Here is a 25,944-nt window from a genome sequence, read left to right on the forward strand (position 1 = left end):
ATGGACCCATTGCCCTTCAGCCCCGATGTTTTCGCCTATCAACGCCGACCGACCCGCGTGGTCCGGGTGGGCGACGTCGGTGTCGGCGGGGACAACCCCCTCCGCCTCCAGTCGATGACCACCACGCGCACCCAGGACACCGACGCCACGGTGGCCCAGGCGATCCGCCTGGTGCAAGCGGGTTGCGAGATCGTGCGGATCACGGCCCCCTCCGAGGTCGACGCCCGCAATTTGAAAAACATCGCCGCGGCGCTCCGGGCCAAGGGCGTGCGCGTGCCGCTCGTGGCCGACATCCATTTCCGCCCCGACGCCGCCCTCGAAGCCGCCGAACACGTCGAGAAAGTGCGGATCAACCCCGGCAATTTTTCCGACGCGAAAGCGTTTAAAACCCGCGACTACACCGACCGGGAATACGCGCTCGAGCTCGAACGCATCGAGGAGCGCTTCACCCCGCTGGTGCTGAAGCTCAAGCGACTCGGGCGGGCGCTGCGCATCGGCACCAACCACGGCTCCCTCTCCGACCGGATTCTGAACCGGTTCGGGGACACCCCCGAAGGGATGGTCGAAAGCGCCCTGGAGTTTCTGCGCGTTTGCCGCAAGAACGACTACCACGACGTCATTTTTTCCATGAAGGCCTCGAACCCCAAGGTGATGATCGCCGCCTACCGCCTGTTGGCCGCGCGGCTCGACGCCGAGGGGGGCGACTACCCCTTCCACCTGGGCGTCACCGAGGCCGGCGACGGCGAGGACGGTCGCATCAAATCCGCCGTCGGGATCGGCGCCCTGCTGGAGGACGGCCTGGGCGACACGGTGCGCGTGTCCCTCACCGAGGACCCCGAATTCGAATTGCCCGTGGCCCGGCGGCTGACGGCCCCTTATCAGGGCCGCGCGCCCATCGCCTACGCCCGGGAATCCGGGGGCGCGGCCCCGCCCCGCGACCCCACCCATTACTCCCGCCGGCCCACGCGGGAATTGCGGGTGGGACCCGTGGCGCTGGGCAAGGACCACCCGCCCCGCGTCGCCGTCGAAACCGGCGGAACGGCCGCCCCGGATTTCAAAACCCGGCTCGACAAAATCCACGCCGCCGGCCTTGGCCTCGCCCCCGAGCTCGTCGTTTGGCCGGCCCAGGCGGCCGTCGACATTGACCGCCTGCGGGATTTCAAGAAGGCCCTCGGGTTTGAAACGCGCGTCGGCTTCGTCCTGCGCGCCGACGGTCCGGTCGATCCCGCCGCGGCCCTGGCCGTCGCCGACGCCCTCTGGCTGCCGGAGGCCGCCGGGGACGTCCGCCCGGCCGCGCGCGCCGCCGCCGACGCGGGCAAGCCCCTTTGGCTGACGGGCGCCCGGGCGGAGACCTTATTGACGGCCGCCCACGGCGCCTCCACCGTCCACCGCGATTTGGTCCTCGGCCTGCGGGGGGCGGACGTTTCCTTTCTTTTGCACCAAACGCGGTTTTTGACGTCACGCGAGTGGGTCGCCGCCTCGGGGATCCCCCTCCTGTTGGTCCTCCCCCCCCAGGACCCCGGCGAAGAATCCCTCTTGGGCTCGGCGGTGCTGGCCGGGGGGCTCTTGACCGACGGCCTGGGCGACGCGCTTTTCCTTTCGGGCCTTGGCTTGGCGGGCGACCTGGAACGCGCGGGCAACCTGCTCCAGGGCGCGGGGGCGCGCATCAGCAAAACCGAATTCGTCTCCTGCCCCTCCTGCGGCCGCACCCTCTTCGACTTGCAGACCACCACCGAGCGGATCAAGCGGCGCACGGGCCATCTCAAAAATGTCAAAATCGCCATCATGGGATGCATCGTGAACGGGCCCGGGGAAATGGCCGACGCCGATTTCGGTTACGTGGGGGGCGGCGTGGATAAAATCAATTTGTACGTCGGCAAAGAATGCGTGGAGAAGGGCATCGCCACCGCCGACGCCGACGAACGCCTGGTGGCGCTCATTCGCCGCCACGGCAAATGGACGGACCCGTCTTGAACGCCCCGGAGTTCCCCGACCGGCGTTCCGACGGCCGCCCCCTTCTCTTCCGCATCTTCTTTTTCGCGGCCTTCGGTTTCCTCCTTTATCAACTGCTTAAAATCGTGGCGCCGTTTTTCAACGCCATCCTGGTGGCCATCGTCCTGGCCATGGTGTTTTACCCTTTGCACGTTCGTTTCCTCCGTTGGTTCCGCAACCGGACCAACCTGGCCGCGGCGGTGAGCGTGAGCTCCCTGTTCCTCATGGTGGTGGTGCCGATGGTGTTTTTCCTCCTGCTTTTCGGGAAACAGGCCGCCGCCCTTTACCCCTGGGCCCAGGAACAGGTCCAGGCCGTGCGCGCCGACCCCCACAACGCCATTGAGGACCGACTCCCCGCGCCGCTCAAAAAACTGTGGGTCCGCGGGCAAGACCTCATGGACAAGGCGGGCACGAACACCAAAGACCTCGTGCTCAACGCCGTTGAAAAATTCGGCTCCAACGTTTCGGGCTTCGGGGCGTCCCTTTTGAAAAACACCCTGGTCTTCGTCATTCAGACGGCCATCATGGTTTTCACGTTGTTCTTCCTTTTCCGCGACGGGGCACGGGTGTCCCGGGCCATTGTCGAGCTCATCCCCATGGAGGAAGTCCACAAGGCCCACATCCTCACCCGGCTCAACGAAACCCTGACGGCGGTGGTCCGCGGCATGTTTATCGTGGCCTCGGTCCAGGGGCTCCTGGCGGGCGTGGGCTACGCCGTGGCGGGGGTGCGCTTTTCCGTCGTTCTCGGGTTCGCCACCGCCTTTTTCGCGCTCATCCCGATCATCGGCGCCACGACGGTGTGGCTGCCGGTGAGCCTGATGCTCATCGCCAAAGGCTGGGTTGTCCCCGGCGTGGGGCTCATGATCTGGGGCGCGCTCGTGGTCAGCATGGTGGACAACTTCCTCCGCCCGTTCATCATTGGGGAACAGGCCAAGCTCCCCATCGCGCTCCTCTTTTTCGGCACCCTGGGCGGCCTGCAGGCCTACGGCCCCATCGGTCTCATTGTGGGCCCCTTGATCGTCGCGACGGTCCTGGCCTTCGCCAAGATTTACGGCGAACAGGTCGCCGCCGCGAAAAAGCGCGCCCATGGAGCGGCGTAAACCCAACCCCGCCGCGCCGGGTCTCCCCGCCGCCACCACCCCGACCCGCCCCCTGGGCGACCGCGCGCACCCCCTCGTGCGCCGAATGCGGGACGCCCGCGACGGACGCGACCCCCGTTCCCTGTTCGTGGAAGGCGCCCGCCTGGTGGCCGAGCTTTTGGAATCCCCGTTGCGGCCCCGGGAGGCCGTGATCCTCACCGCCCGTTACCGGGATCCGCGGTTTTTCCCCTTGATCGACGCTCTCAAAGCCAAGGGCGCGCCGCTTCACTTCGTGTCCGAAACGGTGATGACCTACATCAGCGATCTGGACGCGGCCCCCGGTTTGGCGGTCCGGGCCGACCGCCCGCCCCCGGCGGCCGTGCCCCCGAACGGATCGCTGTTCGTGCTTTTGGACGGGCTCCAATCCCCGGCCAACGCCGGCGCGGTGCTGCGCGTGGCCGAAGCCGCGGGGGCGGACGCCGTCGGGGCCTTGCCGGGGACCGTCGACCTCCTGTCCCCCAAAGCGCTGCGGGCCTCCGCCGGCAGCGCTTTCCGCGTGCCCCTTTTCCGCCTGGAAAAACCCGGCGATCTCCCCCGATCCGATTTGACTTTCCTGGTGGCCGACGCCCGGGGCGATGTCGATTACACCGATTTCGATTGGACCCGTCCCACGGCCCTCCTGTTGGGCGGGGAAGGCGCCGGCCCCCGGTCGGCCCCCTTGGCGGATTTGAACGTTCGGAAAGTGCGCGTCCCCATGGCCGGCCGAACCGAATCCCTCAATGTGGCCGTGGCGGCCGGAATCCTGCTCATGGAAGCCCGACGCCAAAGAACCCGCGCGTCATGAAACCCGTCCGTCCGGGGGTGGAAGGATTCCTGACGGAAAAAAAATGGCGCGGACCGCGGTTGGGGCTCATCGCCCACGCGGCCTCCGTCCGCCCCGATTTAACGCCCACCGCCCTCGCCCTGCAACGCGCGGGGTTCCGGCTCACCGCCCTTTTCGCGCCGGAACACGGCCTCGCGGCGGCCCTCCAGGACCAGGCCCCCGTGCAGGGCGCCCGGGACAAGGCCACGGGACTCCCGTTGTTCAGCCTCTACGGAAAAACCCTCGCCCCGACCCCGTCCATGCTCGACAAAATCGACGCGATGGTCTTCGACCTGCAGGACATCGGGGTGCGTTATTACACGTTCGTCTGGACCTTGGCGCTCGCCCTCGAGGCCTGCGCCCGGGCGAAAAAACCCTTCCTCGTGTTGGACCGGCCCAACCCCCTCGGCGGCCGAACGGACGGGAACCTCCCGAACCCGGACCACCTTTCCTTTGTCGGACTCCATCCCGTGCCCGTGCTCCACGGCCTCACCGCCGGCGAACTGGCGCTTTGGCTGAACGCGACGCGCGGCTGGGGCGCGGACCTGCGGGTGTTTCCCGCGACGGGGTGGCGGCGAAATCAACGCTTCGACGCCACCGGCCTGCCCTGGGTCCTGCCTTCCCCCAACATGCCGACGCTGGAGACCGCGTCCGTCTACGGGGGCGCGTGCCTCTTCGAGGCGACGAACCTTTCGGAGGGGCGCGGGACCACGCGTCCCTTTGAAATCCTGGGGGCGCCCTTTTTGGACGGCGACGCCTGGGCCCGCGCCCTGGCGCGGCACGCGTTGCCCGGGGTGGCGTTCCGGCCGCTCGTGTTCCGGCCGACCTTCAACAAATGGGCGGGCCGACTCTGCGGCGGCGTGCAAACGCACGTGACGGATTGGTCCGCCTTCTCCCCCTTCTTGACGGGCGTCGCCCTTTTGCACACCGCCCGCCGCCTGGCCCCGCGGCAATTCCGCTGGTCCCCCCCGCCCTACGAATACGAGAGGGTCAAACGGCCCATCGACATCCTGACCGGCTCTCCGGCGGTGCGTCGCGCCGTGGACGGCGGCGCTTCTTTAAACGACCTCGCCGCGCCCTGGGCGGCACAGCGCGCGATGTTCCGGGCGGCGGTCGCGCCCTTTCGTCTTTATAAATCCATTTAGGAGACCCCCCATGCCCCACCCCCTCCGCGTCGTGATCGTCGGCGGTGTCGCCGGAGGCGCCAGCGCGGCCGCCAAGGCCCGCCGCGCCAACGAGAGCGCCGACATCACCCTTTTTGAGAAAGGCCCCTACGTCAGCTTCGCCAATTGCGGACTGCCCTATTACATCGGGGGCGATATTCCCGACCGCGGCGACCTTTTCCTCCAAACCCCGGAAAAATTCTGGACGCGTTTCCGGGTGCGCGTCCACGTCGGCCACGAGGTGATCCGCATTGACCGCGCCGCCCGGGAGGTGGAGGTGAAGAATTTGGCCACCGGCGCGGTGTTCCGCGCCCCCTACGACCGGCTGATCCTCGCGCCCGGGGCCGGGGCGGTGGTGCCCCCGGTCGCGGGGCTTCCGGCCGAGAACATCTTCACCGTCAAGACTGTACCGGACTCCGACGCCGTCCGCGCTTTTTTGGAGAAAAACCGACCGCGCCGCGCCGTCGTCGTGGGCGCGGGCTTCATCGGGCTGGAATCGGCGGAGGCCTTGACCCGTTGGGGCGTGGCCGTGACGCTGGTGGAACTGGAGAGCCAGGTTCTCCCGCCCTTCGACCCGGACATGTCCGCCTTCGTGGGCGGCCACCTGCGGGCCAGCGGGGTCGCGCTCGAACTGGGTCGCGGCCTCAAAGCGTTTCACGGCGGTCCGCGGGCCAGGGAAATCGAGCTCACGGACGGCCACCGTCTGCCGATGGACATGGCGATCCTGTCCATCGGCGTTCGCCCCGAGTTAAAGCTCGCGCGCGAAGCGGGGCTGACCATCGGCGCGGCCGGCGGCATCGCCGTGAACGATCGCCAGCAAACCTCCGACCCCGATATCTTCGCCGCCGGGGACGCCGTGGAGGTCGTCCACGCCGTCACGGGGAAAACGGTCCGCATGCCGTTGGCCGGTCCGGCCAACAAACAGGGTCGCGTGGCCGGCGCCAACGCCGCGGGGGAAAGCCTGGTTTTTCCTGGCGCCGTGGGCACCGCGATCGTGGAATGCCTGGGCATCACCGCCGCCAAAACCGGCCTATCGGAAAAGGAGGCCCGTCGGCTGGGGATGCCGGTCCAAGCGACGACCATCCACTCGCTGGACCACGCCGGGTATTACCCGGGCGGGGAACTCTTGCACATCAAAATCATTTCCGACCCCGGGGACGGACGCCTCCTGGGCGCCCAGGTCGTCGGCGAAAAGGGCGTGGACAAGCGCATCGACGTGCTGGCCACCGCCCTTGCCGCGCGCATGAAGGTGACCGATCTCGAGACCTTGGACCTGGCCTACGCGCCCGCTTTTTCATCGGCCAAGGACCCGGTGATCCTCGCGGGGTTCGTGGCCTCCAACGCCTTGCGGGGCGAGGAGCGCTTGATCACCTGCGACGACTTTCGCCAACGCCGCGACCGGGGCGAGGCGTTCCAATTGGTGGACGTGCGCACGGCCCGCGAATTCGCGCGGGACCGGCTGGAGGGCGCGATCAACATTCCGCTCGACGAATTGCGCGATCGCCTGCCCGAGTTAAACCCCGCGGCGGAAACGGTGGTGACCTGCCAGGTGGGACTGCGCGCCCATGTCGCCTCGCGGGTCCTCCTCCAAAACGGGTTCGCCCGGGTCTCCAACCTCACCGGCGGCATGACCTCCTGCGCGGCCGACCGCCCGACCCCGAACCCCGCCCCGGCGGCCGAACCGCTCCCGTCGGTGGTGTCGGTCCGTGAATTGCGGGACTGGACCGCGCCGAACCACCCGCGCGGCGCCCTCGGCATCGACGTCCGAGAGCCCGACGAACACCGGTGGGAGCGGCCGCCCCGGTGCCGAAACGTGCCTTTGAGCCGGCTCGACGCGGAACGTCCCACCTTGCCCAAGGACCGGGACTTGCTCTTTTTTTGCCAAACGGGATTCCGATCCGCCAAGGCCGTCGAAGACCTTCGGCGCGCCGGCTGGACGCGGGTGGCGGTGGTGGACGGGGGGTGTCGCCGCCTGGAAAAACGCCGGGTTTAAAACGGAGAAGTCCTCCCGCGTCCTCCCTTTGATGCGTCAGGTGCAAATCGTCGCGGGAAGTCTCGTGGTGATCGGCGGACTCTGGTCCGGCCCCGGTCGTTGGTTGGCCGTGGCCGTGGGCGCGGGGTTGGTCTTCGCCGGGGCGTCCGGGTATTGCGGACTGGCCCGCGTCCTGGGCTTTCTCCCATGGAACCGCGCCCCCAAGCCTCCCGGGGGCCCCGCGTAACGACTTCCGCGTTATTGACCCCTGTGGCCGAGGCGGCCCTGGGGGAGGGTCAAACCCGCTTCGGCGTCGACGCGTCCAACAGGCGCTTCGTCATGGGCACCACGCTGTCGGGGTTGAGGGAGAGGGAGTCGATGCCCGCTTCGACGAGGAATTGCGTGAAGTCGGGGTAATCCGACGGGGCCTGGCCGCAGATGCCCACGGGGCGTCCCTTGCGGTGCGCGGCGGCGATCACCATGCGGATCATCGTTTTGACCGCTTCGTCCCGCTCGTCGAAGACCTTCGCCAAAAGGCCCGAATCGCGGTCCACGCCCAGGGTCAATTGCGTTAAATCGTTGGACCCGATGGAGAACCCGTCGAACCGGTCCGCGAAGTCCTCCGCCAGAATCACGTTGGAGGGGATTTCGCACATCACGTAGACCTGCAGGCCCCTTTCGCCGCGTTTCAACCCGAACTCCGCCATCGTCGCCAGCACGGCGTCGGCCTCTTTGAGCGTCCGGCAAAAGGGAACCATCACCACCACGTTCTCGAGGCCAATCCCCTCCCGGACTTTCTTGAGCGCGCGGCATTCCAGCGCGAAGCCGTCTTTGTACCTCGGGTCGTAATAGCGAGACGCCCCCCGGAACCCGATCATGGGATTTTCTTCCTTCGGCTCAAAACCCCGCCCCCCCAGCAACCGGCTGTATTCGTTGGTCTTGAAATCCGACAAACGAACGATCACCGGGTCCGGCCAACGGGAGGCGGCGATTTGAGCGATGCCCGCGGCCAGCCGATCCACGAAGTAAGCGCGAATGTCCTTGTGCCCGGCGGTCAATTTCAAAATGCGCGCCCGGTCCGGTCCGCGCACCCGCTCGAAATGCGCCAGGGCCATGGGATGGATCTTGATCTGGTCGCTGATGATGAACTCCATGCGCGCGAGCCCGATGCCCCGGGCGGGCAGGCGCCAACCGCGAAAAGCCGCCTCCGGACTCGCCACGTTCATCAGGATCCGCACCGGCAATTCCCCCAGTGCCTCCAGAGGGACCTCGCGGGCTTCAAAAGCCAATCGTCCGTCGTAAACAAACCCCCGCTCCCCTTCGGCGCAGGACACCGTGACCTCCCGGCCCTCCCGCAAGGCGGCGATGGCGCGGGCCGCGCCGACCACGGCGGGAACCCCCAACTCCCGGCTCACGATGGCGGCGTGGGAGGTGCGCCCCCCGTGCTCGGTGACGATGGCGGCGGCTTTTTTCATGAGCGGAACCCAATCGGGGTTCGTGGCCGCGGTCACCAGAACGGACCCGGCCTTGAAGCGCCCCATGTCCTTCGGATCCCGGATCACCTGGCTCGGCCCCGCGGCGATGGCGTCGCCGATGGCGATGCCCTCCACCAGGCGCGGGCCTTTCCCCTTGAGCGTGTACGTTTTGACCGAGCCCGTTTTCTGCGATTGGACGGTTTCGGGGCGGGCCTGGACAATGAACAAGTCGCCGGTGTCCCCGTCCTTCGCCCATTCGATGTCCATGGGTTTGCCGTAGTGTTTTTCGATGGCGGCCCCCCAACGCGCCAATCGAAGAACCTCATCGTCGGAGAGCGTCCAGGCGGCGCGTTCCCGCGCGGTGGTGAGCCGGTTCCGCGTCGGGACGGCCCCCGGGGCGAACACCATCCTCTTTTCTTTTCGACCCAGGGACCGGGCGAGGATCGGCCGCGCCGCGGGGTTGTCGAGGAGCGGTTTGAACACGACGTACTCGTCCGGGGTGGAGATCCCCTGGACAATGTTTTCCCCGAGGCCCCACACGGCGTCGATGACGACCACCCGGGGGAAACCCGTTTCGGGATCGAGGGTGAACATCACCCCCGCGCAGGCCTTGTCGGACCGGACCATGCGTTGCACGCCCACGGACAGGGCGATTTTAAGATGGTCAAACCCTTTTTGTTCCCGGTAACTGATCGCCCGGTCCGTGAAGAGCGACGCGAAACAGTCGCGCACGGCGCGGAGCAGGGCCTCTTCGCCGACGATGTTCAGATAGGATTCGTGTTGGCCGGCGAAACTGGCCTCGGGCAGGTCCTCGGCCGTGGCGCTGGAGCGCACCGCCACGGACAAACGGCGGACCCCGGCGCGGCGGGCGAGTTCGGCGTGGGCGGAGCGAAGGGCGTTTTGCAGGGGTTCGGGCAGGGGCGCGGCGCGAAACGACGCGCGCAACGCCGCGCCGGTTTGTTGAAGGGATTTGGCGCCTCGGTGGAAATCGTCCAACCGGCGACGGATTTCGCCGCGGAGACCCGCCGCGTCCAGGAATTCCCAAAAGGCGGCGGCCGTGGTGGCGAACCCCTCGGGGACCCGCACGCCGGCCCCGCGCAGGCGGCCGGTCAACTCGCCCAGGGAGGCGTTCTTGCCGCCGACGGAGGGCACGTCGACGAGCCGAAGATCTTCAAACCATCGGACACGCGGGACGGAGACGTTCATCACGACCTCCCCCCGGCCGGGGTGGCGACCGGGTTAGGGAACGATCAACACCGAACCGGCGGCGTGCGAGGCCACTTTGCGGGACACGCTGCCGATTAAAAACCGGTCCAGGCGGGAGAGTCCCCGCCGACCCATCACGATCACATCCGCGCCCCGCGCCCCGGCCGCGTCCAACAGCGTTTCCGCGGGAAAGCCTTCACGGAGCAAAATGTCCGCCGGAGGCCGTCGGCCCGCCCAACGTTTCGCCGCCCGGGCCAAGACGGTCCGGCCTTTTGTGAGTAAATCCGCCCGGGTTTGTTTGAGCAAGTCCACGGAGAGGTAGGCCTCGGTCGGAAGGCCGAAGGGACCCGGCCGCCAGGCCGCCAAGGGGTGCAACACCGCGTGGACCAGCGAAAGGCGCGCGCCGCCGACCGGTCCGAAGCGTTTCAAAAACGCCGACGCCCTCTCGCCGCCGGGCGTTCCATCGACCGCCAACACCGCGTGGAAGGATTTCTTTCGCCCGCCGCCCCGGACGATCCAGACCGGGACCGTGGCCCGCTCCAGGATTTTTTGCGAGACGCTGCCGAGGAAGATCGCCTTGACCGGGTTCAAACCCCGGGCCCCCAGGACGATCAAATCCGCCTTGGTTTGGACCGCCTGGGCGAGAACCGCGCCGGCCACGTCCATGGATTCGACCACAACCGCCCGTGCCTTCCAACCGCGCGCCCGCCGCAGGTCCCGCGCGACAGCCTCGGTCAAGGCCACGGCGCTTTTCTTAAGGGCCTCCGTCACGGAGGTCAAATTTTTCTCGGGGGCCGGGACGGGCGTGGGGGTCACGTTCAACACGGTCACGCGGTGCGCCCCGGCGGTCGCCCGCGCCAACAAATCCGACGCCCGTTTGGAATGGTTCGACCCGTCAACGGCCAACAGGATGTTCATGGCAAGCCCCCTGGGTGTGTCTTCTCCCTCAATCATACCACGAACGGAGCCGCCCGGCGCGCCGTTTCGCTTTTGACGACCCGTCGGAAATGAGCTAGATTAGTCTTCTCATCCCCCCGCGAGGAGCGCCCCATGGCCCGTGCAAAGACCGCCGTTGTTTTGGACACGTCCGAAGAATTGGACCTGCTGCACAAAATCACCAACATCATCGGGTCCACCCTGGAACTCAACACCATGCTGCAGGAAATCGTCGGCCTGGTCAGCGGGGTCACGCGCGCCGACGCTTGTTTTATCTATCTCCACGAACCGGCCCAGGACTGCCTGGTGTTGTCCGCTTCCAAAACCCCGCACCCCGGGGAAATCGGCCGAATCCGCCTTAGGATGGGCGAAGGTTTGACGGGCTGGGTCGCGGAGCACAAAAAACCCCTGGCCCTTCCCGAAAAAGCCCACGAGGACCACCGCTTCAAATTTTTTCAAAACCTCCCCGAAGACAAATTCGAGTCCTTCCTCTCGGTGCCCATCCTGATCAAGGACGCCGTGGTCGGGGTCATCAACGTCCAGCACCGGAAGGCCCACACCCACACGGAACGAACACAAAAACTCCTCACCACCATCGCCCGCCAGGTGGGCGGCGCCCTGGAAAACGCCCGGCTGTACGAGGAAACCCGCCGCCGCGCCGACGCCATTCAAACCCTGTCGGCCGTGAGCCACACCGTGGCTTCCGACCGCTACGCCGACGAGATTTTGCAGTTGATCGTCAGCATGACCGCCGGCCTGCTCAAATCCAAAATCTGCTCGGTGATGCTTTTGGACGAAACCGGGGCGGAGTTGCGCATCGCGGCGACACAGTCCCTTTCGGAGGCCTACCGCAACAAACCGGCCCTGCTGGTGGAGAAAAGCCTCTCGGGCCAGGCCGTTTTGCAGAAAAAACCCTTGATCGTGAAAGACGTGCGCCAAGACAAGCGGTTTTCCTTCCGGGACATCGCGGTGACGGAGGGGCTCGTGTCCCTGCTGTCGGTGCCCATGCTGTATAAGGGCAAGGTGCTCGGCGTGATCAACACCTACGCCGCCGAACCCTACGACTACACCAAGGACGATGTGTCCATCCTGCAGTCGGTGGCCAACCAGTGCGCCTCGGCCATCATGCAGACGCGCCTCCTGCAAGACAAACTGGCCGCCCAGGAACAGCTCGAATCGCGCAAACTCGTCGAACGGGCCAAGGCCCTCCTCATGAAAAAGCGGGGACTCTCCGAACCGGACGCCTTCCGCGAAATTCAGAAGCAAAGCATGGACCGCCGAAAATCCATGAAAGAAATCGCCGAAGCCCTCCTTTTGGCGGCCGATCTCGGGTGATCCGCCTCGCCCTCGCCCAGATCAACTCCACCGTCGGCGATTTGGCGGGGAACGCCGCGCTCGTTTTGCGCGACGCCCGCCGGGCCGCCGACGCCGGCGCCGACTTGGGGGTCTTCCCCGAAATGGCCCTCACGGGCTACCCCCCCGAAGACCTCCTCCTCCAACCGTCTTTCCTCGCCGCGACCGAAAAAACCCTTCGCGGCCTCGCTCGGGCTTTGCCCCGGGGCATCGCGGTCGTGATCGGCGCGCCCACCGCCACCGGCCGGTCGCTTCGCAACTCGGCGGTGTTGATGCGGAACGGAAAAATCCACGCCCGTTTCCACAAATGGTTTTTGCCCAACTACGGGGTGTTCGACGAGGAACGCTATTTCGAACCCGGCGACGTTCCCGTGGTTTTTGATCTGGGGGACGCGCGGGTCGGGTTGACCGTTTGTGAAGACCTTTGGCGCCCCGGCGGTCCCGCCGGGGCCGCCGCCCGGACGGGCGCGTCTTTGATCGTCAACCTGTCCGCCAGCCCCTACCACGAATTGAAAACCCGCGAGCGGGGCGTCGTGATCAAGAAAAAGATCGTTGAAACCGGCGCCGCCGTTGCCTACTGCAACGCCGTGGGGGGCCAGGACGAACTGGTTTACGACGGCGGCAGCCGCGTTCTCGACGCGCGCGGTCGGACCATCGCCCAGGCGCCCCAATTCGAAGAGTGCCTTCTTTTCGCCGACGTGGACGCCCCCGCGCGCGCCCGCCGGGGGACCGCGGCGGCGAAATTCCCCGCGCGGCGAACGGAACGACCGGCCTTTGCGCCCGTGCGGGCGCCGGCCCTGGAGCGGGACGAAGAGGCCTACAACGCGCTCGTTCTCGCCACCCGGGATTACGCTGTCAAAAATAATTTCAAGAAAGCGGTCATCGGTCTTTCGGGCGGCATCGATTCGGCCCTGGTGGCCTGCGTGGCCGTGGACGCCCTGGGGAGGGACAACGTGATCGGCGTGACGCTGCCCACGCGATTCAACGCGACGGAAACGAAAGCCGACGCCCGTGCCCTGGCGGAAAACCTCGGAATCGCCTTCCACACGGTCCCCATCGAGGAGACGGTCCAGTCCTTCTTAAAGGCCCTGGCCCCGCTCTTCGCCGGGCGGACCGCCGACACGACGGAGGAAAACCTCCAGTCCCGCGTGCGCGGCACGACCCTCATGGCGCTCTCCAACAAATTCGGCTGGCTGGTCCTGACGACGGGCAACAAGTCCGAAGTCTCCGTGGGCTACTTCACCCTCTACGGCGATTCGGCGGGCGGCTTCGCGGTCATCAAAGACATCCCGAAAACCCGCGTCTACGCGCTCGCCCGCTGGCGGAACGCTTGCGCCGACCGGGCGCTCATTCCCGAAAGCGTTTTCACGCGCCCCCCCACCGCGGAGTTGCGCGAGAACCAAACGGACCAGGACAGCCTGCCCCCCTACGACGTGCTCGACAAAATCGTCCACGCCTACGTCGAGGACAACCGGGGCCTCGACGCCATCGTCCGCGGGGGCGTGCCCCGCGCCGTGGCCGCCCAAACCCTGCGGCTCATCGACGGCATGGAATACAAGCGGCGCCAGGCCCCCCCGGGGGTCAAGATCACCCCGCGCGCCTTCGGTCGGGACCGGCGCATGCCCATCACCAACAAATTCAAAGTCCATGAATAGCCCCGTCGTGTTGATCACCGGCGCCTCCTCGGGCATCGGCCGGGCCGCGGCCCGGCAATTCGCCGCGCGGGGCTGGCGGGTGGCCGTGGCCGCTCGGCGCAAAGAACGCCTCGACGCCCTCGCCGCCGAGATCGTCGCCGCGGGGGGGGCCGCGCCTTTCGTGCTGCCGGCCGACGTGTCGCACCCCCACGAGGCGCGCGCCGCGGTCGCCAGCGCCGCCGACCACTTCGGCCGTCTGGACGTGCTGGTCAACAACGCGGGCGTCCTGCGCATGGCGCCCTTCCTCGCCATGCCGGTGGAGGAGATGCGCGAAATTTTTGAAACCAATTTTTGGGCCACGGTGGAGACGGTCCGGGCGGCCGCCGGGGTCATGGAAAAACAGGGCGGAGGACGGATCGTGCAGGTGGGGTCGGGGGTCGGCCGCCGCGGCCTGCCCTTCATGGCCGCCTACGCGGCCAGTAAGTTCGCGCTCCTGGGATTGACGGAAAGCCTGCGGCTGGAGCTCGGCCCCCGGGGGATTTCGCTCTCCCTCGTCCTTCCCGGCGGCACCGACACGGAAATGCCCAACAATCTCGACCGGTCCCGCCTGCCCCCGGGCTACCCCCAACGCGAAGGGTACCGGGTGTCGGCGGACCGGGCCGCGCGGGCGGTGGTCAAGGCGGCGCTCGGCGCCGGCCCCGAAATTTACGTTCCCTGGTGGGTGCGGCCCGGCGCCTGGCTGTCCAGCCTCTGGCCGTCCCTCGCGGACCGAATCATCAAAAAAGGATACAGGACCGTTCAATGGAAATAGGCATCGTCGGACTTCCCAACGTTGGCAAATCGACGCTCTTCAACGCCCTCACGGGGGCCGCCGCGGCGGCCAGCAACTTCCCCTTCACCACCATCGACCCCAACGTCGGCGTCGTTCCCCTCGCGGACGAACGCCTGACCAAATTGGGCGAGATGTTCAAAAGCGAAAAAGTGACACCCGCGGGCATAAAGTTCGTCGACATCGCCGGACTCGTGAAAGGGGCCAGCCAGGGCGAAGGGTTGGGCAACAAATTCCTCTCCCACATCCGCGCCGTCGACGCCATCGCCCACGTGGTGCGCTGCTTCAAAGACCCCGACGTCGTGAACGTGCTCGGGCAACTCAACCCCGCCGAGGCGGCCGACATCATCGAAACGGAGCTCCTCTTGGCCGACCTGCAACAGGCCGAGAAGGCCCTGGACAAGATGCACGGGCCCGCGCGCTCCGGCGACAAAAAAGCCAAGGAAAAACTCGAGATGATGCAGGGGCTGGTCCAAGGTTTCAAGGAAGGGAAATCCGCGCGCGTGCAAAACATTCCGGCGGACGTCCAGGCGGAGCAGGGTTTCCTGACCGGCAAACCCATTCTCTACGTGGCCAACGGCGACGAAACGGGCTCCGACGCCGCGATGTTGGCGGCCCTAAAGGCCCGGGCCCGGATCGAGGGGGCCGGCGTGGTTTCCCTCTGCGCCAAGATCGAGGCCGAAATCGTCCAACTTCCCGCGGAGGAACGCCGCGACTACTACAAGGAAGCGGGCATTCGGGAACCCGGGCTCGACACCCTGGCCAAGGCGGGAAAGGACCTGCTGGGCCTGATCACCTTTTTCACCGCCGGGCCCGAGGAGAGCCGCGCCTGGTCGATCTCCCGGGGCACCAAGGCCGTCAAGGCCGCCGGAAAAATCCACTCCGACATCGAGCGCGGTTTTATCCGCGCGGAACTTTACAAATACGACGATTTGGCCCGGCTCGGTTCGTACAAGGCCCTGCAGGAAAAGGGTCTTGTCTCCATGGAAGGGAAGGACTACGAGATGAAGGACGGGGACGTGGTGTATTTCCGGTTCAACGTTTAATGGCCCTCACCCCCGAAGAACGCGAGGCGCACATCGACCTCATGGTCAAGACCGCCCTGTGGTCGGGGTGGATCCTGGCCCTGGCGGCGCTCCTGCTGGGGGGGCACACGCTCACCCGCTTTCACCGCCGCCTGGTGGACCTGCAAACCGAAAACGACGGGTTAAAAATAGAAATCAGTTCGCATCGCTGTCCGGCGCGCTCCTGAACCAATCCACCCGGCGGGTGAGAACCATCGACACCCCCAGCAAGACGCCCAAGGCCAGATTGCCAACGAGAAACGCGTTGTCCTCCATTTGGAGGAGGACATACAGAAACGCGTACAAAACCGACAGGACCCCGGCCATCACGGCCCCGCTTTTGACCGACGCGAAAACAGCCCGCGCGTAGAACCCGATCATCGCGACCACCGAAACCGCCGCCGAAACGTAGGCCCCCGCGAAACCGATTTTTTCGGACAACGCCAGCAACAGCGAAAAGAAAAAGACGAGGGCCAACCCGATGAGCAGGTATTGCACGGGATGCGCGGGGCGCCGCCCCACCACCTCCATGACGAAAGCCGAAAAGAGCGTGACCATCAAGATCAACACCGCGTACTTTGACGCCCGCTCGGTGGACTGGTATTGATCCACCGGAATCTCGAGACGGACCCCGAAGACGGAACCGTCGCCCGCTTGAAACGGGTTGCCTAGGCCGGCCCACTGTTCCAGGTCTTTGGTCGTCCATTGTTGCGGGAAGTTGCGGTTGAAATGAAGGACCGACCACCCCGCGCTGAAACCCGACGGGCCCACGGCCCGTTCCACGGGAAGGAACGCGCCTTGGAAACTCGGCGAGGGCCAGGCGGAACGAAGACGCACGTCGTTGGTCTTGCCGACCGGGGAAAAGCCCAAAAACCCGCTGCCGTTCAAATGAACGGGGAAGGAAAACGTTTCCGAACTTTTGGCCGTGAGGGGGACGGGGGCGCAGGCCCCCGACACAACGGGACCCAACCCGTGGATCCCCGGTTCAAAGACCACAACCGCGCCCCCCCGTTTCAAGGAAAGGACCGACCGCACCCCTTTCACGTCGGACAAACCCAAACAGAGGCGGGCCTCCTTCCAGCGCATCCGGTCTTCGGCCAAGCCCAGGGCCCCGATATGGGGGGGCCCGAAGGTCGCGGCGACGTCCGCCTTGAGGGAATAAACGATGGTTTCGTAAAGGCCGCGGCGCCGCTTTTCGGTCGCGACGTCGCCGTCGATCGTCAAGGTTTCGGGCAAAAAAGCCGCGTGGGCCGTGCCGACCAACGTTTCTCCCCGGGGCCCGGGAACCCCCACCGAATAAGGAACCGTGAGCCACGGCCCCGTCCATGTTTGCGGGGCCCCCCATTTCGCGGCGATTTCGTCGAGCACGCCGCCGCGCGCGTTCTTCCGCTCGCGCAACAAGGACTTGATCATCTGGACCGGGATCAACAAAACCAACAACAGGAAACCCAGAACAAAAATTTTCAATCCGACGGAAGTTCGCAACCAGCGCGCCACCGGGTGTTGGGGAGCGTTTTGGCTCATGACAGGGCCCCCGGCCCCGGCGAGACCCCGGCGCGAATCCCGAGCGAAAGACACGAAAAGGCGGAATTATTTTTCAAACGCATGAAGGACTCCTTTGAAACCATCCCCTAAACCCGTTTCGAAACATGGACATGGAAAATCATCGATTTATTGACACCCGGTGTCAACCCGAGGGAAACGCGCGGCGCGCGTCGGCCCCCTCCGGCGATTTTTCGAGCGGCTTCCTCCCCCCCTCCCCCCCCTTAATAATTTCCCTTAAGAGCCGTCGCCAGGTCCGGGAAACGGAATTGAAACCCGGACTGGGCCAACCGCCGGGGCTCGACCCGCGCGCTCGCCAAGAGCAGGCCCGAGGCCATCTCCCCCATGAGAAGGCGCGCGACGAAACCCGGCAGGGGCATCACCGTCGGGCGGCGCAGCACGCGGCCCAGGGTGTCCGTGAACGCCCGGTTGGTCACGGCCCCCGGCGCCGTCACGTTCACCGGGCCCGACAGAGAGTCGTTGTGCAGGATATGCAGGAGAGCTTCCACCGCATCGGGCAGGGCCACCCAGCTCCACCATTGCCGGCCGTTTCCCATCGCTCCGCCCAAACCGAGGCGAAAGGGCAACAGCATCTTGGGCAGGGCCCCGCCCCGTCGGCTCAACACGATGCCGAACCGCGCGTGGGCCACCCGCAAACCCGCCGACCGCAGGGGATCCGCGGCGGCCTCCCATTCCCGGCACACCGAGGGCAAAAAACCTTCCCCGGCCACGCTGTCCTCGGACAGGACGTCGTTGCCGCGGTCGCCGTAAAAACCGATGGCGGAAGCCGAGAGGAAAATCCGCGGGGGCCGTTCCAGAGTGGTCAGCGCTTTCACCAAATTGGACGTGCCGTAAACGCGGCTGTCCCGAATGCGTTTTTTGCGGGCGGCCGTCCAACGGCCCGCGGCGATGCTTTCGCCCGCCAAATGGATGACCGCGTCGAACCCCTCCAGGAGCCGCAAGGGAATTTGCCCCGTGACGGGATCCCAAAGGACCCGGGGCGCCGTCACGGCGTTGCCGCGGGACAGACGGGTGACCTCGTGGCCCTGGTCCTGGACCGCCCTCGTCAACGCTTCGCCGATCAGCCCCGTGGATCCGGAAATCAATAGTTTCATGGATGCTCCTCGTCTGGAAAGGTAATAGCTATAATATCAATTCGCATGGAGACTCCCCAATGACCCTGGCCGGACTGGCCGCGCTGGTGTGCGTCCTTTTCTTGGCGGCCTACCGGATCTACGGTTGGGCCCTGGGCCGGCTGTTTGGCCTCGACGCCCGCCGCGCCACCCCCGCCCACACCCAAAAAGACGGGGTGGATTTCGTCCCCGCCAAGGCGCCGCTTCTCTTGGCCGAACACTTTTCGGCCATCGCCGCCGCGGGTCCCATCGTGGGGCCGATTTTGGCCGGGCTCTGGTTCGGCTGGTTGCCGGCGCTGTTGTGGATCGTGTTCGGGTCGATTTTTTTCGGGGCGGTCCACGATTTCTCCAGCCTCATCGGCTCGGTGCGCCACCGGGCCTCCTCCGTCGCCGAGATCGTCCGCGAACACATGGGCCCCCGGGCCTATCGGTTTTTCGCCGCCTTTGTTTGGCTGACCCTGGTCTACGTGATCACGGCCTTCACCGACATCACGAGCGCGAGTTTCGCCGACCCCCGGTTCGGCGGCGGCGTGGCCACGGCCTCGACTCTTTATTTATTGATCGGCCTGGGGCTGGGCGTGGCCCTGACGAAGGGGCGCGTGCCCCTCTGGGTCGCCACTTTGATCGCCGTCCCCCTGGTGGGCGCGGCTGTTTGGTGGGGTCCCGCGTTTCCGTTGCGGTTCCCGGAGGGCGGTTGGCTCCGGCCCCAGGTGGCCTGGGATTGGGTGATCCTGGGTTATTGCTTTGTCGCCTCCCTGGCCCCGCTGTGGCTTCTCCTCCAACCCCGGGGCTATCTGGGCGGGTTCTTCCTCTACGGGACGCTCGTGATCGGCGTGGTGGGCCTTTTCCTGGGCGGCGACAAAATCCAGTACCCGGCCTTCCTGGGCTTCACCAACGCCCAGGGCATGCCGCTTTTTCCCTTGCTTTTCGTGACGGTGGCCTGCGGGGCCTGTTCCGGCTTTCACGGCCTGGTGGGCTCGGGCACGACCTCCAAACAGGTGGATGTGGAAACCGACTGCCGCCTCGTGGGTTACGGGGGCATGCTGTTGGAGGCCCTGGTGGCGGTGGTCGCCCTGGCCACGCTCATGCTGCTGCCCGCCGGGGACGCCGCGTTGGGCATGAGCCCGGACCGGATCTACGCCAACGGGCTGGCGCGGTTCGTGGAGCGCTTCGGCGTGGACCCGGATCTGGCACGGACCTTCGCCCTGCTGGCCTTCGCGACCTTTATTTACGACACCCTGGACGTCAGCACCCGTCTCGGCCGCTACATGCTCCAGGAACTGACGGGCTGGCGCGGTGTCAAAGGCGGGGCGATGGCCACGCTCGCGACCCTGGCCCTCCCGGCCTATTTCGTGACGCTCCGGATCACCGACGCGTCGGGCGCGGCCGTGCCGGCCTGGAAAGTTTTTTGGACGATTTTCGGCACGGCCAACCAACTGCTGGCGGGGCTCACCCTTTTGGGCCTCACGGTCTGGCTCAAACGCCGGGGGGGCCGCGCCTGGATCGCCACGGTGATTCCGATGGTTTTCATGATGGGAATGACCCTTTGGTCCCTGGCCAACACCATCGCCCCCTGGCTGAGGGACCTGCCCACCCGGCCGCGGTGGGAATCCATCCCCGTCGTGGCCCTGGTGCTCACGGCCCTGGCCCTGCTTTTGATTTTCGAATCGATCCAACATCTCCGTCGTGAAAGGACGTCCCCATGATTTCCTCGTTTGACATTAAGCACACGCTGGCCCTGGGCTGGCCGGTGCTCTCGGTGCTGGCGGTTTTTTCCATCGTGACCGTGGCGGTTTTCATCGAATGTTGGTCCATCCACCGGTGGGTGCGGACGTTGTTGGGCCGCGGCCCGGCCGGCGAGGGGCTCAAGCCGCTCTTTGAACGGGTGGAACAGCGCCTGGCGCTCCTGGGCACCATCGCCAACGCGGCCCCCTTCGTGGGGCTCTTGGGCACCGTGGTCGGCATCATCCGGGCCTTCCACACCATCAGCCAGGCTTCGGGGGCGGGGGGCGGCATGGCCCTGGTGGCGGGGGGCATCTCCGAGGCGCTCGTGTCCACGGCGGCCGGGCTCTTCGTGGCCATTCCGGCCAGCATGATCTTTAACTACTTCACCTACCACAACGAAAAGTTGGAGGAACGGGCGGAGGCGGCGTGAAAATCCATCTCGGCTCCCACAAAAAGAAGCGTCTCATCACCGAGATCAACATGGTGCCGTTCATCGACGTCGTGTTGGTGCTGTTGATCATTTTCATGATCCTCTCGCCGTTCATCGGGCAGTCCCAGATTCCCGTCAACCTGCCGCGGGCAGCGACCTCGGCGGCCGGCGACGACGACACCCCGCTGCGGCTCAAGATCACCCGGGACGGCGACTACTACGTGGGCGACGCCCGGGTGTTGCGCAACGACCTCGAAAACCGCCTGGCGGCGGCCCTGGCCAAAAGCGCCCGGCGCGCGGTGCTGATTGAGGCGGACCGGGACGTGGGCTTTAAGAACGTGGTGCTGGCCCTGGACGCGGCCCAAAAACTCAAGGCCGCCAAGGTGGGCGTGGCCGTCCTGCCGATCGAGGCGGCCCCCGCGGAAGGGGAAGCGCCCCGTTAACGCGGCTTCGACCCGGCCATGACCCGTTACGTCCTCTACTCCAGCCTGATTCATTTTTTGGCCGCCGTTGTATTCGCCTTTATCATGGGGCGATCGGCCGAACCGACGGCCTATTACGGGTTCCAATTTTTGGGCGGCCAGTCGGGGTTCGGGTCGGGCAAACTGGAGCCCGCTCCCGCCCCCACCACGGCGGCCCCCCCCGCGCCGATTTCCCCGGAAGAGGCCGCCCCGGCCTCCGACGACCCCAACCGGGTGGCCGTGGCCAAGGAACCGCCGAAAAAGTCCGAACCCAAACCCAAAACACCCCCGGCCAAGACCGGCGTCAAAGGCGGCCGGGGTGAATCGGCTTTAGGACGGGGAGATTTCCAGGGGTCCAAAACCGGGCCGGTGGGCGGCGTGGGCACCTCCCTGGAAATTGGCGGGTTCGGACCGGGAGGAGGTGGCGATGCCTCCAAGCAGTTCCCGTTCAAATGGTACGGGGAGCTCATTTACAAACGCCTTTGGGAGGCCTGGGACCGCACCGACGCCGGCACCCGGGAATGCAAAGTGGGCTTTGTGGTTCAACGGGACGGGTCCGTGAAATCCGTGAAGATCAAGGCCTCCTCGGGGGACTCTCTGTTCGACATGACCGCCAAACGAGCCGTGACCGCCGCCGCGCCCTTCCCTCCCCTGCCGGACGGGTTTAAGGAAAAGGAACTGCCGGTCCTCGTCCGCTTTCGACTTCAATAATTCTTTCGCCCGCTTCCGTTCCGATTGCACTCCGTGTTTTGATTTTCGACCCCCCCTGTGGCGTTTCGAGCGCGATGGGGGGCTCGGCAGCGGGGCCGGACCTGTCCGATCCGGCCCGTTGGAAATTGAGGGCCGGAAGTTGGTCCGGCCTCCGGCACGCCATCGCGCGCAGGCCACGGGGGGGCGCGTTTTTGGGGTGCAGGGGCCCTTTTTGCGCGTCCAAAAAGGGCCCCTGCCCGGGTATGGGGCGGAGCCCCGAGCGGGAATCAGTGGGGAAAAAAGTTTCGATTTGTTTTAAATGTGCCCCGGGCCCTTGACAGGGGGGGCCGAAATGATAAGATCCCTCTGTCGCCCTTTCCTCCGGGAAAGGCGTGGCGGCAAACACTGTCGTTTGAACCGTCGTCTCGTTCCGCAGAAACGTTGTGGGAGCGAGACGTTTTTTATTGATAACCGTTATGATTCAATGGTTTAAAAACTGGATTTTCGGCCGTCCCAAGAGCCCCCTGGACCCCCGGGTGTTCCACAACGTCTCCCTGGTGGCTTTTTTCGCCTGGGTGGGGCTGGGGGCGGACGGCCTGTCCTCTTCCTGCTACGGTCCGGAAGAAGCCTTCCGGGCCCTGGGCCAATACACCCACCTGGCCATTCCCCTGGCGCTGGCGGTCGCGGCAACGGTGTTTATCCTCTCCGCCAGCTATTCGGAAGTGATCGAAGTGTTTCCCAACGGGGGGGGCGGATACCTTGTGGCGGCCAAACTCATCGGCCCGCTCCCCGGTCTGGTCTCCGGTTCGGCCCTCCTGGTGGACTATATATTGACCGTGGCCATTTCGGTAGCCTCCAGCATTGATGCCATTTTCAGCTTCCTCCCCCCCGATTGGGCCCAGCACAAATTCATGGCCGCCGCAATCATTTTGGCCATCCTGGTAACGTTGAACCTCCGCGGAGTTAAAGAATCCATTGTTATCCTAACCCCTATTTTCTTGGTGTTCCTCGTGACCCACGCGATTGTCATTCTCTATGGGATTTTCGGCCATTGGACGGACCTGCCCGGCATGGTGATGGACACCGTAACGGAGACCCGGGAAGGCGTCGGCGCCATCGGCCTCATCGGCATGGGCGCCATTTTCTTAAGGGCTTTCGCCCTCGGCGGCGGAACCTTCACCGGCATCGAAGCCGTGTCCAACGGCCTTCAAATTTTGCGGGAACCCCGGGCCGCCACGGGCAAGCGAACCATGAAGTTCATGGCCTGGAGCCTCGCCCTCACGGCGGGCGGCATCTTGATCAATTACGTGCTCAACGGCGTCCACCACGTGCCGGGAAAAACCATGAACGCCGCCCTGGTGGGCGGGTTGACCTCCGGTTGGCCCTTCGGAAAGACCTTTCTCTTCATCACCCTGCTTAGCGAAGGCGCTCTTTTGCTGGTGGCCGCCCAGGCCGGCTTTTTGGACGGCCCCCGGACCATGTCCAACATGGCGATCGATTCTTGGTTGCCGCGACGGTTCACCAACCTATCGGACCGTCTGGTCATTAAAGACGGCGTGCTGGTGATCGGTGTGTCGGCTCTGGCGGCCATGTTTTACACCGGGGGTTCCGTGAGCAAGCTCGTGGTCATGTACTCGATCAATGTGTTTTTGACCTTTTCGCTGACTCAGTTCGGCATGGTGAAACACTTTTCCATCACCCGTCCGTCCGGCTGGCCCCGCAAGCTCGTCGTCAGCCTGCTCGGATTGATCTTGACGGTGGGAATCCTCGTGGCCACGTCGGTCATTAAGTTCATGGACGGGGGATGGGTCACCCTGGTGATCACGGGGGCGCTCGTCGTCTTCTGCCATTGGGTCCACAGCCACTACAAAGACACCACCCGGGCCCTCCACCATTTGGACGAAATCCTGGTCAACCTCACCGCTCCGGAAACGCCCCCGGCCGTGCGCAAACAGGGCCAGAAGCCGGCGGCCATCCTGATGGTCAACGGCTACAACGGCATGGGCATCCATTCGTTCCTGTCCATCCACCGGCTGTTCCCGGGCCACTTCAAGAATTTCGTGTTTTTGTCCGTGGGCGTCATCGATTCCGACCGATTCAAAGGCACCGCCGAGCTTGAAAACCTGGAAAAAAACGTGCGCACCGACTTGGACAAGTACGTCGAACTGGCCAACAGCATGGGCCTCTACGCCGAAGGCCACATGGTGCTCGAAACCGACGTCATCGACGGTCTCGACCGTCTTTGCGAGCAGATTTCTCCCGGCTGGGCCAAAAAGGTCTTTTTCATGGGCCAATTGGCCTTCGAAGGCGAAACTTTTTGGACCCGCTTTTTGCACAACCGCACGTCGTTCGTCCTTCAACGGCGGTTGTTGTTCAACGGCCATCAGGCCGTGATCCTGCCCATTCGCGTACGGTTGAAACCGGCGGCTTTGCCAAAATAAGGAGCGTTTCATGAGCAACGAAAACAACGACTTGGTACAACTTTCCTCCAAAAAATTCCTCGGTCTGTGCGTCCTGCTCTCCGCCGGCGTATTGTGGTTGGGCGCTCGACAACCGCTCCCCGGCTGGGTCATGGCGGCGGAAGTCCTGGTGACGATTCTGGCGCTCTTTGTCACGGGCTCGATCCGTTACCGTCTGGACAAAAACGCCCTCACCTACGGGGCGGGCCTCGTGATCACCGCCACCTTTTGGACTTTTTGGAGCCCCCTTAAGAAAGCCGCCGTGGCCGCCGAGGGGGGATCCTTCGGCGAGGCCCTCTGGCACGCGATCCGCCACCACGCGCTCACGTTCGAAGGCATCAACCATTTGGTGCATTTGGACACCATGCTGTTCATCCTCGGGCTGACGTTCTTCGTGGCCGTGATCGCGCAGACACGCCTTTTAGAAACCATCAGCTTCGGGGTGCTTACCAAATCCCGGGGGCGGCTGGTGCCCACGGTGGCGTTCCTCACCGCCGTGGTCGCGCTGGCTTCCGGCGTGCTGGACGGCGTGAGTATGATCGGCCTCATGATCCGCACGTTGGTCATTTTGTTGTTCCTGGCGAAAGCGAAAGACGACGCGGTGATCTACGCTGTCATGGTGTCAACCGTCGTGACGACGGTCTGCGGCATGTACCTGGCCTACGGCGAGCCCCCGAACCTCATCATGAAGGCCAACCTGCACCCCCATTTGGACAACGCCTTCTTCCTTCGTTATTGCGCGCCCGCGGCCGTGGGCGCCTATTTCATCGTGTTCTGGAACGTGAAGAAGCGCCTGGCCGGGAAAAAAGTCGACTTGGCCAAACTTGACCTATTGGATCGTCACACCGCCGACGTGCGCTTCCTCCAGGTCAGCCGCCACGGTGAGATGATCACCCCCCTGGAGTTCGCCCTCGCCCACGCCGAGGATTTGGGCTCGCACAAGGACGCGGTGATCAAGCGCCTGCACCAGGGCGTGCCCCTGGGCGAGGCCCTCGTCAACGAGCACTTCCCCCGGGAAAAACGCATCCGACTTCTGGACAAATATTTGGACGCGGGCCTGGCCGACACGCTGGACGACTATTACGTTCACGTCTTCGGCCGCAACGACCACAAGGCCGACGAATCCGCCGTGCAACTGGCCCGCACCATGGACCGGGTGGCCGGGGAACGCCGTTTTGCCCAGCGGGTCGGCCTCTTTTCCTTCCTCCCGTTCATCGGCCTTTTGATCGCCCACGCCGTCAATCACGCCATCCCCCTCTTCGTCGCCTCCTTCGCGGGGTTTGCCGCGGCGTTTTTGGGCATCGCCGCCCTACCTAAAACCCGCCGACTCGCCCTGCGCGAGGCCTGGCATGAATACAAGGAATACCTGTTCCTGTTCCCGTTGTTCCTGTCCATCACCCTACTCCAAAAAACGGGATTTTTCGATCTCCTTTCCAACTTGCTCCACGTCGGCATCGAACGCCTGGGTGCCGCCACGGTGGGCTACGCCCAGTTCCTTTTCTGCACTGTGCTGTCGGCTCTTCTGGACAACAACGTGGTCGCCGACTTCGCGGGCCGCGCCCTGCTGGGGCTCAAGGTGGAACTCATCCATCTTTTCGCCATGGCGCAGATCGCCGGCTACGCCCTGGGAGGCTGCTGGACCCACATCGGCTCGGCCCAATCGGTGGTGGCCTACGCCTTCATTCAAAAAGAGGTGAACCCCCGGTTCACCCCTTTTCAGTGGATCAAAGAAATGACGCCCGTGATCCTCGAAATCGCCGTTTGGATGACCATCGTTGTCTACGGCGAAGGGTTGCTGCTGCCCTGGTTGCACTGACACCGTTGAGGCGCTGGAAGTTTGATTTAGCGGAGGCCGTCGAATAGAAGATGCGTATCAGCGTTCGAGTTTTGGCGTTTTTGTACTTAGGCGCGACGATTCTGGCCGCAGGGCCTTTGGCCC

At 65.2% G+C, this 25,944-nt stretch carries 20 protein-coding genes and 1 pseudogene; 17 read left to right on the forward strand and 4 right to left on the reverse strand.

Going from position 1 to position 25,944, the window contains the following annotated elements; all coding sequences use genetic code 11:
• The 6 genes and pseudogenes from ispG to IPI56_08225 all read left to right on the forward strand — a co-directional run bounded on the left by ispG (position 1) and on the right by IPI56_08225 (position 7,315).
• Positions 1–1,974: a (E)-4-hydroxy-3-methylbut-2-enyl-diphosphate synthase gene (ispG, locus tag IPI56_08200; protein MBK7545706.1), complete on the forward strand. Its 1,974-nt coding sequence runs from the start codon at positions 1–3 to the stop codon at positions 1,972–1,974.
• Positions 1,956–3,092, forward strand: a complete 1,137-nt coding sequence (locus tag IPI56_08205) for an AI-2E family transporter (GenBank protein ID MBK7545707.1) — start codon at positions 1,956–1,958, stop codon at positions 3,090–3,092. The genes ispG and IPI56_08205 overlap by 19 nt, the downstream gene beginning before the upstream one ends.
• Positions 3,079–3,915 (forward strand): RNA methyltransferase, encoded by an 837-nt coding sequence (locus tag IPI56_08210; GenBank protein MBK7545708.1) that lies wholly within the window; start codon positions 3,079–3,081, stop codon positions 3,913–3,915. Before IPI56_08205 ends, IPI56_08210 begins: the two co-directional genes overlap by 14 nt.
• A complete protein-coding gene (locus IPI56_08215) occupies positions 3,912–5,078 on the forward strand; it encodes a DUF1343 domain-containing protein (GenBank protein MBK7545709.1) in 1,167 nt (388 codons plus the stop codon). Before IPI56_08210 ends, IPI56_08215 begins: the two co-directional genes overlap by 4 nt.
• Before the next feature lie 10 nt (positions 5,079–5,088).
• Positions 5,089–6,723: pseudogene (locus tag IPI56_08220) on the forward strand (FAD-dependent oxidoreductase).
• 397 nt (positions 6,724–7,120) lie between these two features.
• A complete protein-coding gene (locus tag IPI56_08225; GenBank protein ID MBK7545710.1) occupies positions 7,121–7,315 on the forward strand; it encodes a DUF2892 domain-containing protein in 195 nt (64 codons plus the stop codon).
• Between the two features lie 49 nt (positions 7,316–7,364).
• Here the strand turns inward: IPI56_08225 and ppsA are convergent, their stop codons facing one another.
• Both ppsA and IPI56_08235 read right to left on the reverse strand, forming a co-directional pair.
• Positions 7,365–9,749, reverse strand: coding sequence for a phosphoenolpyruvate synthase (gene ppsA / locus IPI56_08230; GenBank protein ID MBK7545711.1), 2,385 nt, complete (start codon positions 9,747–9,749; stop codon positions 7,365–7,367).
• A gap of 33 nt (positions 9,750–9,782) precedes the next feature.
• Complete coding sequence (locus IPI56_08235) at positions 9,783–10,667, reverse strand: universal stress protein (GenBank protein MBK7545712.1); 885 nt, start codon at positions 10,665–10,667, stop codon at positions 9,783–9,785.
• Positions 10,668–10,799: 132 nt separating this feature from the next.
• Between IPI56_08235 and IPI56_08240 the strand changes: the two genes are divergently transcribed.
• The 5 genes from IPI56_08240 to IPI56_08260 are packed head-to-tail and all read left to right on the forward strand — an operon-like array spanning position 10,800 to position 15,753.
• Complete coding sequence (locus IPI56_08240) at positions 10,800–12,020, forward strand: GAF domain-containing protein (protein ID MBK7545713.1); 1,221 nt, start codon at positions 10,800–10,802, stop codon at positions 12,018–12,020.
• A complete protein-coding gene (locus IPI56_08245) occupies positions 12,017–13,693 on the forward strand; it encodes an NAD+ synthase (GenBank protein ID MBK7545714.1) in 1,677 nt (558 codons plus the stop codon). The genes IPI56_08240 and IPI56_08245 overlap by 4 nt, the downstream gene beginning before the upstream one ends.
• Positions 13,686–14,483, forward strand: coding sequence for an SDR family oxidoreductase (locus tag IPI56_08250; protein MBK7545715.1), 798 nt, complete (start codon positions 13,686–13,688; stop codon positions 14,481–14,483). Before IPI56_08245 ends, IPI56_08250 begins: the two co-directional genes overlap by 8 nt.
• Entirely contained in the window at positions 14,474–15,547 is a 1,074-nt protein-coding gene (ychF, locus tag IPI56_08255; GenBank protein MBK7545716.1) for a redox-regulated ATPase YchF, read from the forward strand. Before IPI56_08250 ends, ychF begins: the two co-directional genes overlap by 10 nt.
• Positions 15,547–15,753: a hypothetical protein gene (locus tag IPI56_08260; GenBank protein MBK7545717.1), complete on the forward strand. Its 207-nt coding sequence runs from the start codon at positions 15,547–15,549 to the stop codon at positions 15,751–15,753. Before ychF ends, IPI56_08260 begins: the two co-directional genes overlap by 1 nt.
• Here the strand turns inward: IPI56_08260 and creD are convergent.
• A complete protein-coding gene (gene creD, locus IPI56_08265; GenBank protein MBK7545718.1) occupies positions 15,722–17,089 on the reverse strand; it encodes a cell envelope integrity protein CreD in 1,368 nt (455 codons plus the stop codon). The genes IPI56_08260 and creD overlap by 32 nt on opposite strands.
• Positions 17,090–17,331: 242 nt before the next feature.
• A complete protein-coding gene (locus IPI56_08270) occupies positions 17,332–18,222 on the reverse strand; it encodes a TIGR01777 family protein (protein ID MBK7545719.1) in 891 nt (296 codons plus the stop codon).
• A 59-nt stretch (positions 18,223–18,281) separates the two neighbouring features.
• Here IPI56_08270 and IPI56_08275 point away from each other — a divergent pair, with 59 nt between their 5' ends.
• From IPI56_08275 to IPI56_08300, 6 genes are all read left to right on the forward strand, one after another.
• Complete coding sequence (locus tag IPI56_08275) at positions 18,282–19,946, forward strand: carbon starvation protein A (GenBank protein ID MBK7545720.1); 1,665 nt, start codon at positions 18,282–18,284, stop codon at positions 19,944–19,946.
• Positions 19,943–20,395 carry a MotA/TolQ/ExbB proton channel family protein gene (locus tag IPI56_08280; GenBank protein MBK7545721.1) on the forward strand — a complete coding sequence of 151 codons (453 nt, stop codon included), beginning with the start codon at positions 19,943–19,945 and terminating at the stop codon, positions 20,393–20,395. Before IPI56_08275 ends, IPI56_08280 begins: the two co-directional genes overlap by 4 nt.
• A complete protein-coding gene (locus tag IPI56_08285) occupies positions 20,392–20,838 on the forward strand; it encodes a biopolymer transporter ExbD (protein MBK7545722.1) in 447 nt (148 codons plus the stop codon). Before IPI56_08280 ends, IPI56_08285 begins: the two co-directional genes overlap by 4 nt.
• 18 nt (positions 20,839–20,856) lie before the next feature.
• Positions 20,857–21,567: a TonB C-terminal domain-containing protein gene (locus IPI56_08290; protein ID MBK7545723.1), complete on the forward strand. Its 711-nt coding sequence runs from the start codon at positions 20,857–20,859 to the stop codon at positions 21,565–21,567.
• A 455-nt stretch (positions 21,568–22,022) separates the two neighbouring features.
• The gene (locus IPI56_08295; GenBank protein ID MBK7545724.1) at positions 22,023–23,987 is read left to right on the forward strand and encodes an amino acid permease; all 1,965 of its coding nucleotides are present in this window, start codon (positions 22,023–22,025) and stop codon (positions 23,985–23,987) included.
• A 10-nt stretch (positions 23,988–23,997) separates the two neighbouring features.
• Positions 23,998–25,821, forward strand: a complete 1,824-nt coding sequence (locus tag IPI56_08300; protein MBK7545725.1) for a hypothetical protein — start codon at positions 23,998–24,000, stop codon at positions 25,819–25,821.
• The last annotated feature ends 123 nt before the right edge of the window (positions 25,822–25,944 follow it).

This window comes from Elusimicrobiota bacterium (assembly GCA_016706425.1).
GTDB lineage: Bacteria > Elusimicrobiota > Elusimicrobia > FEN-1173 > FEN-1173 > JADJJR01.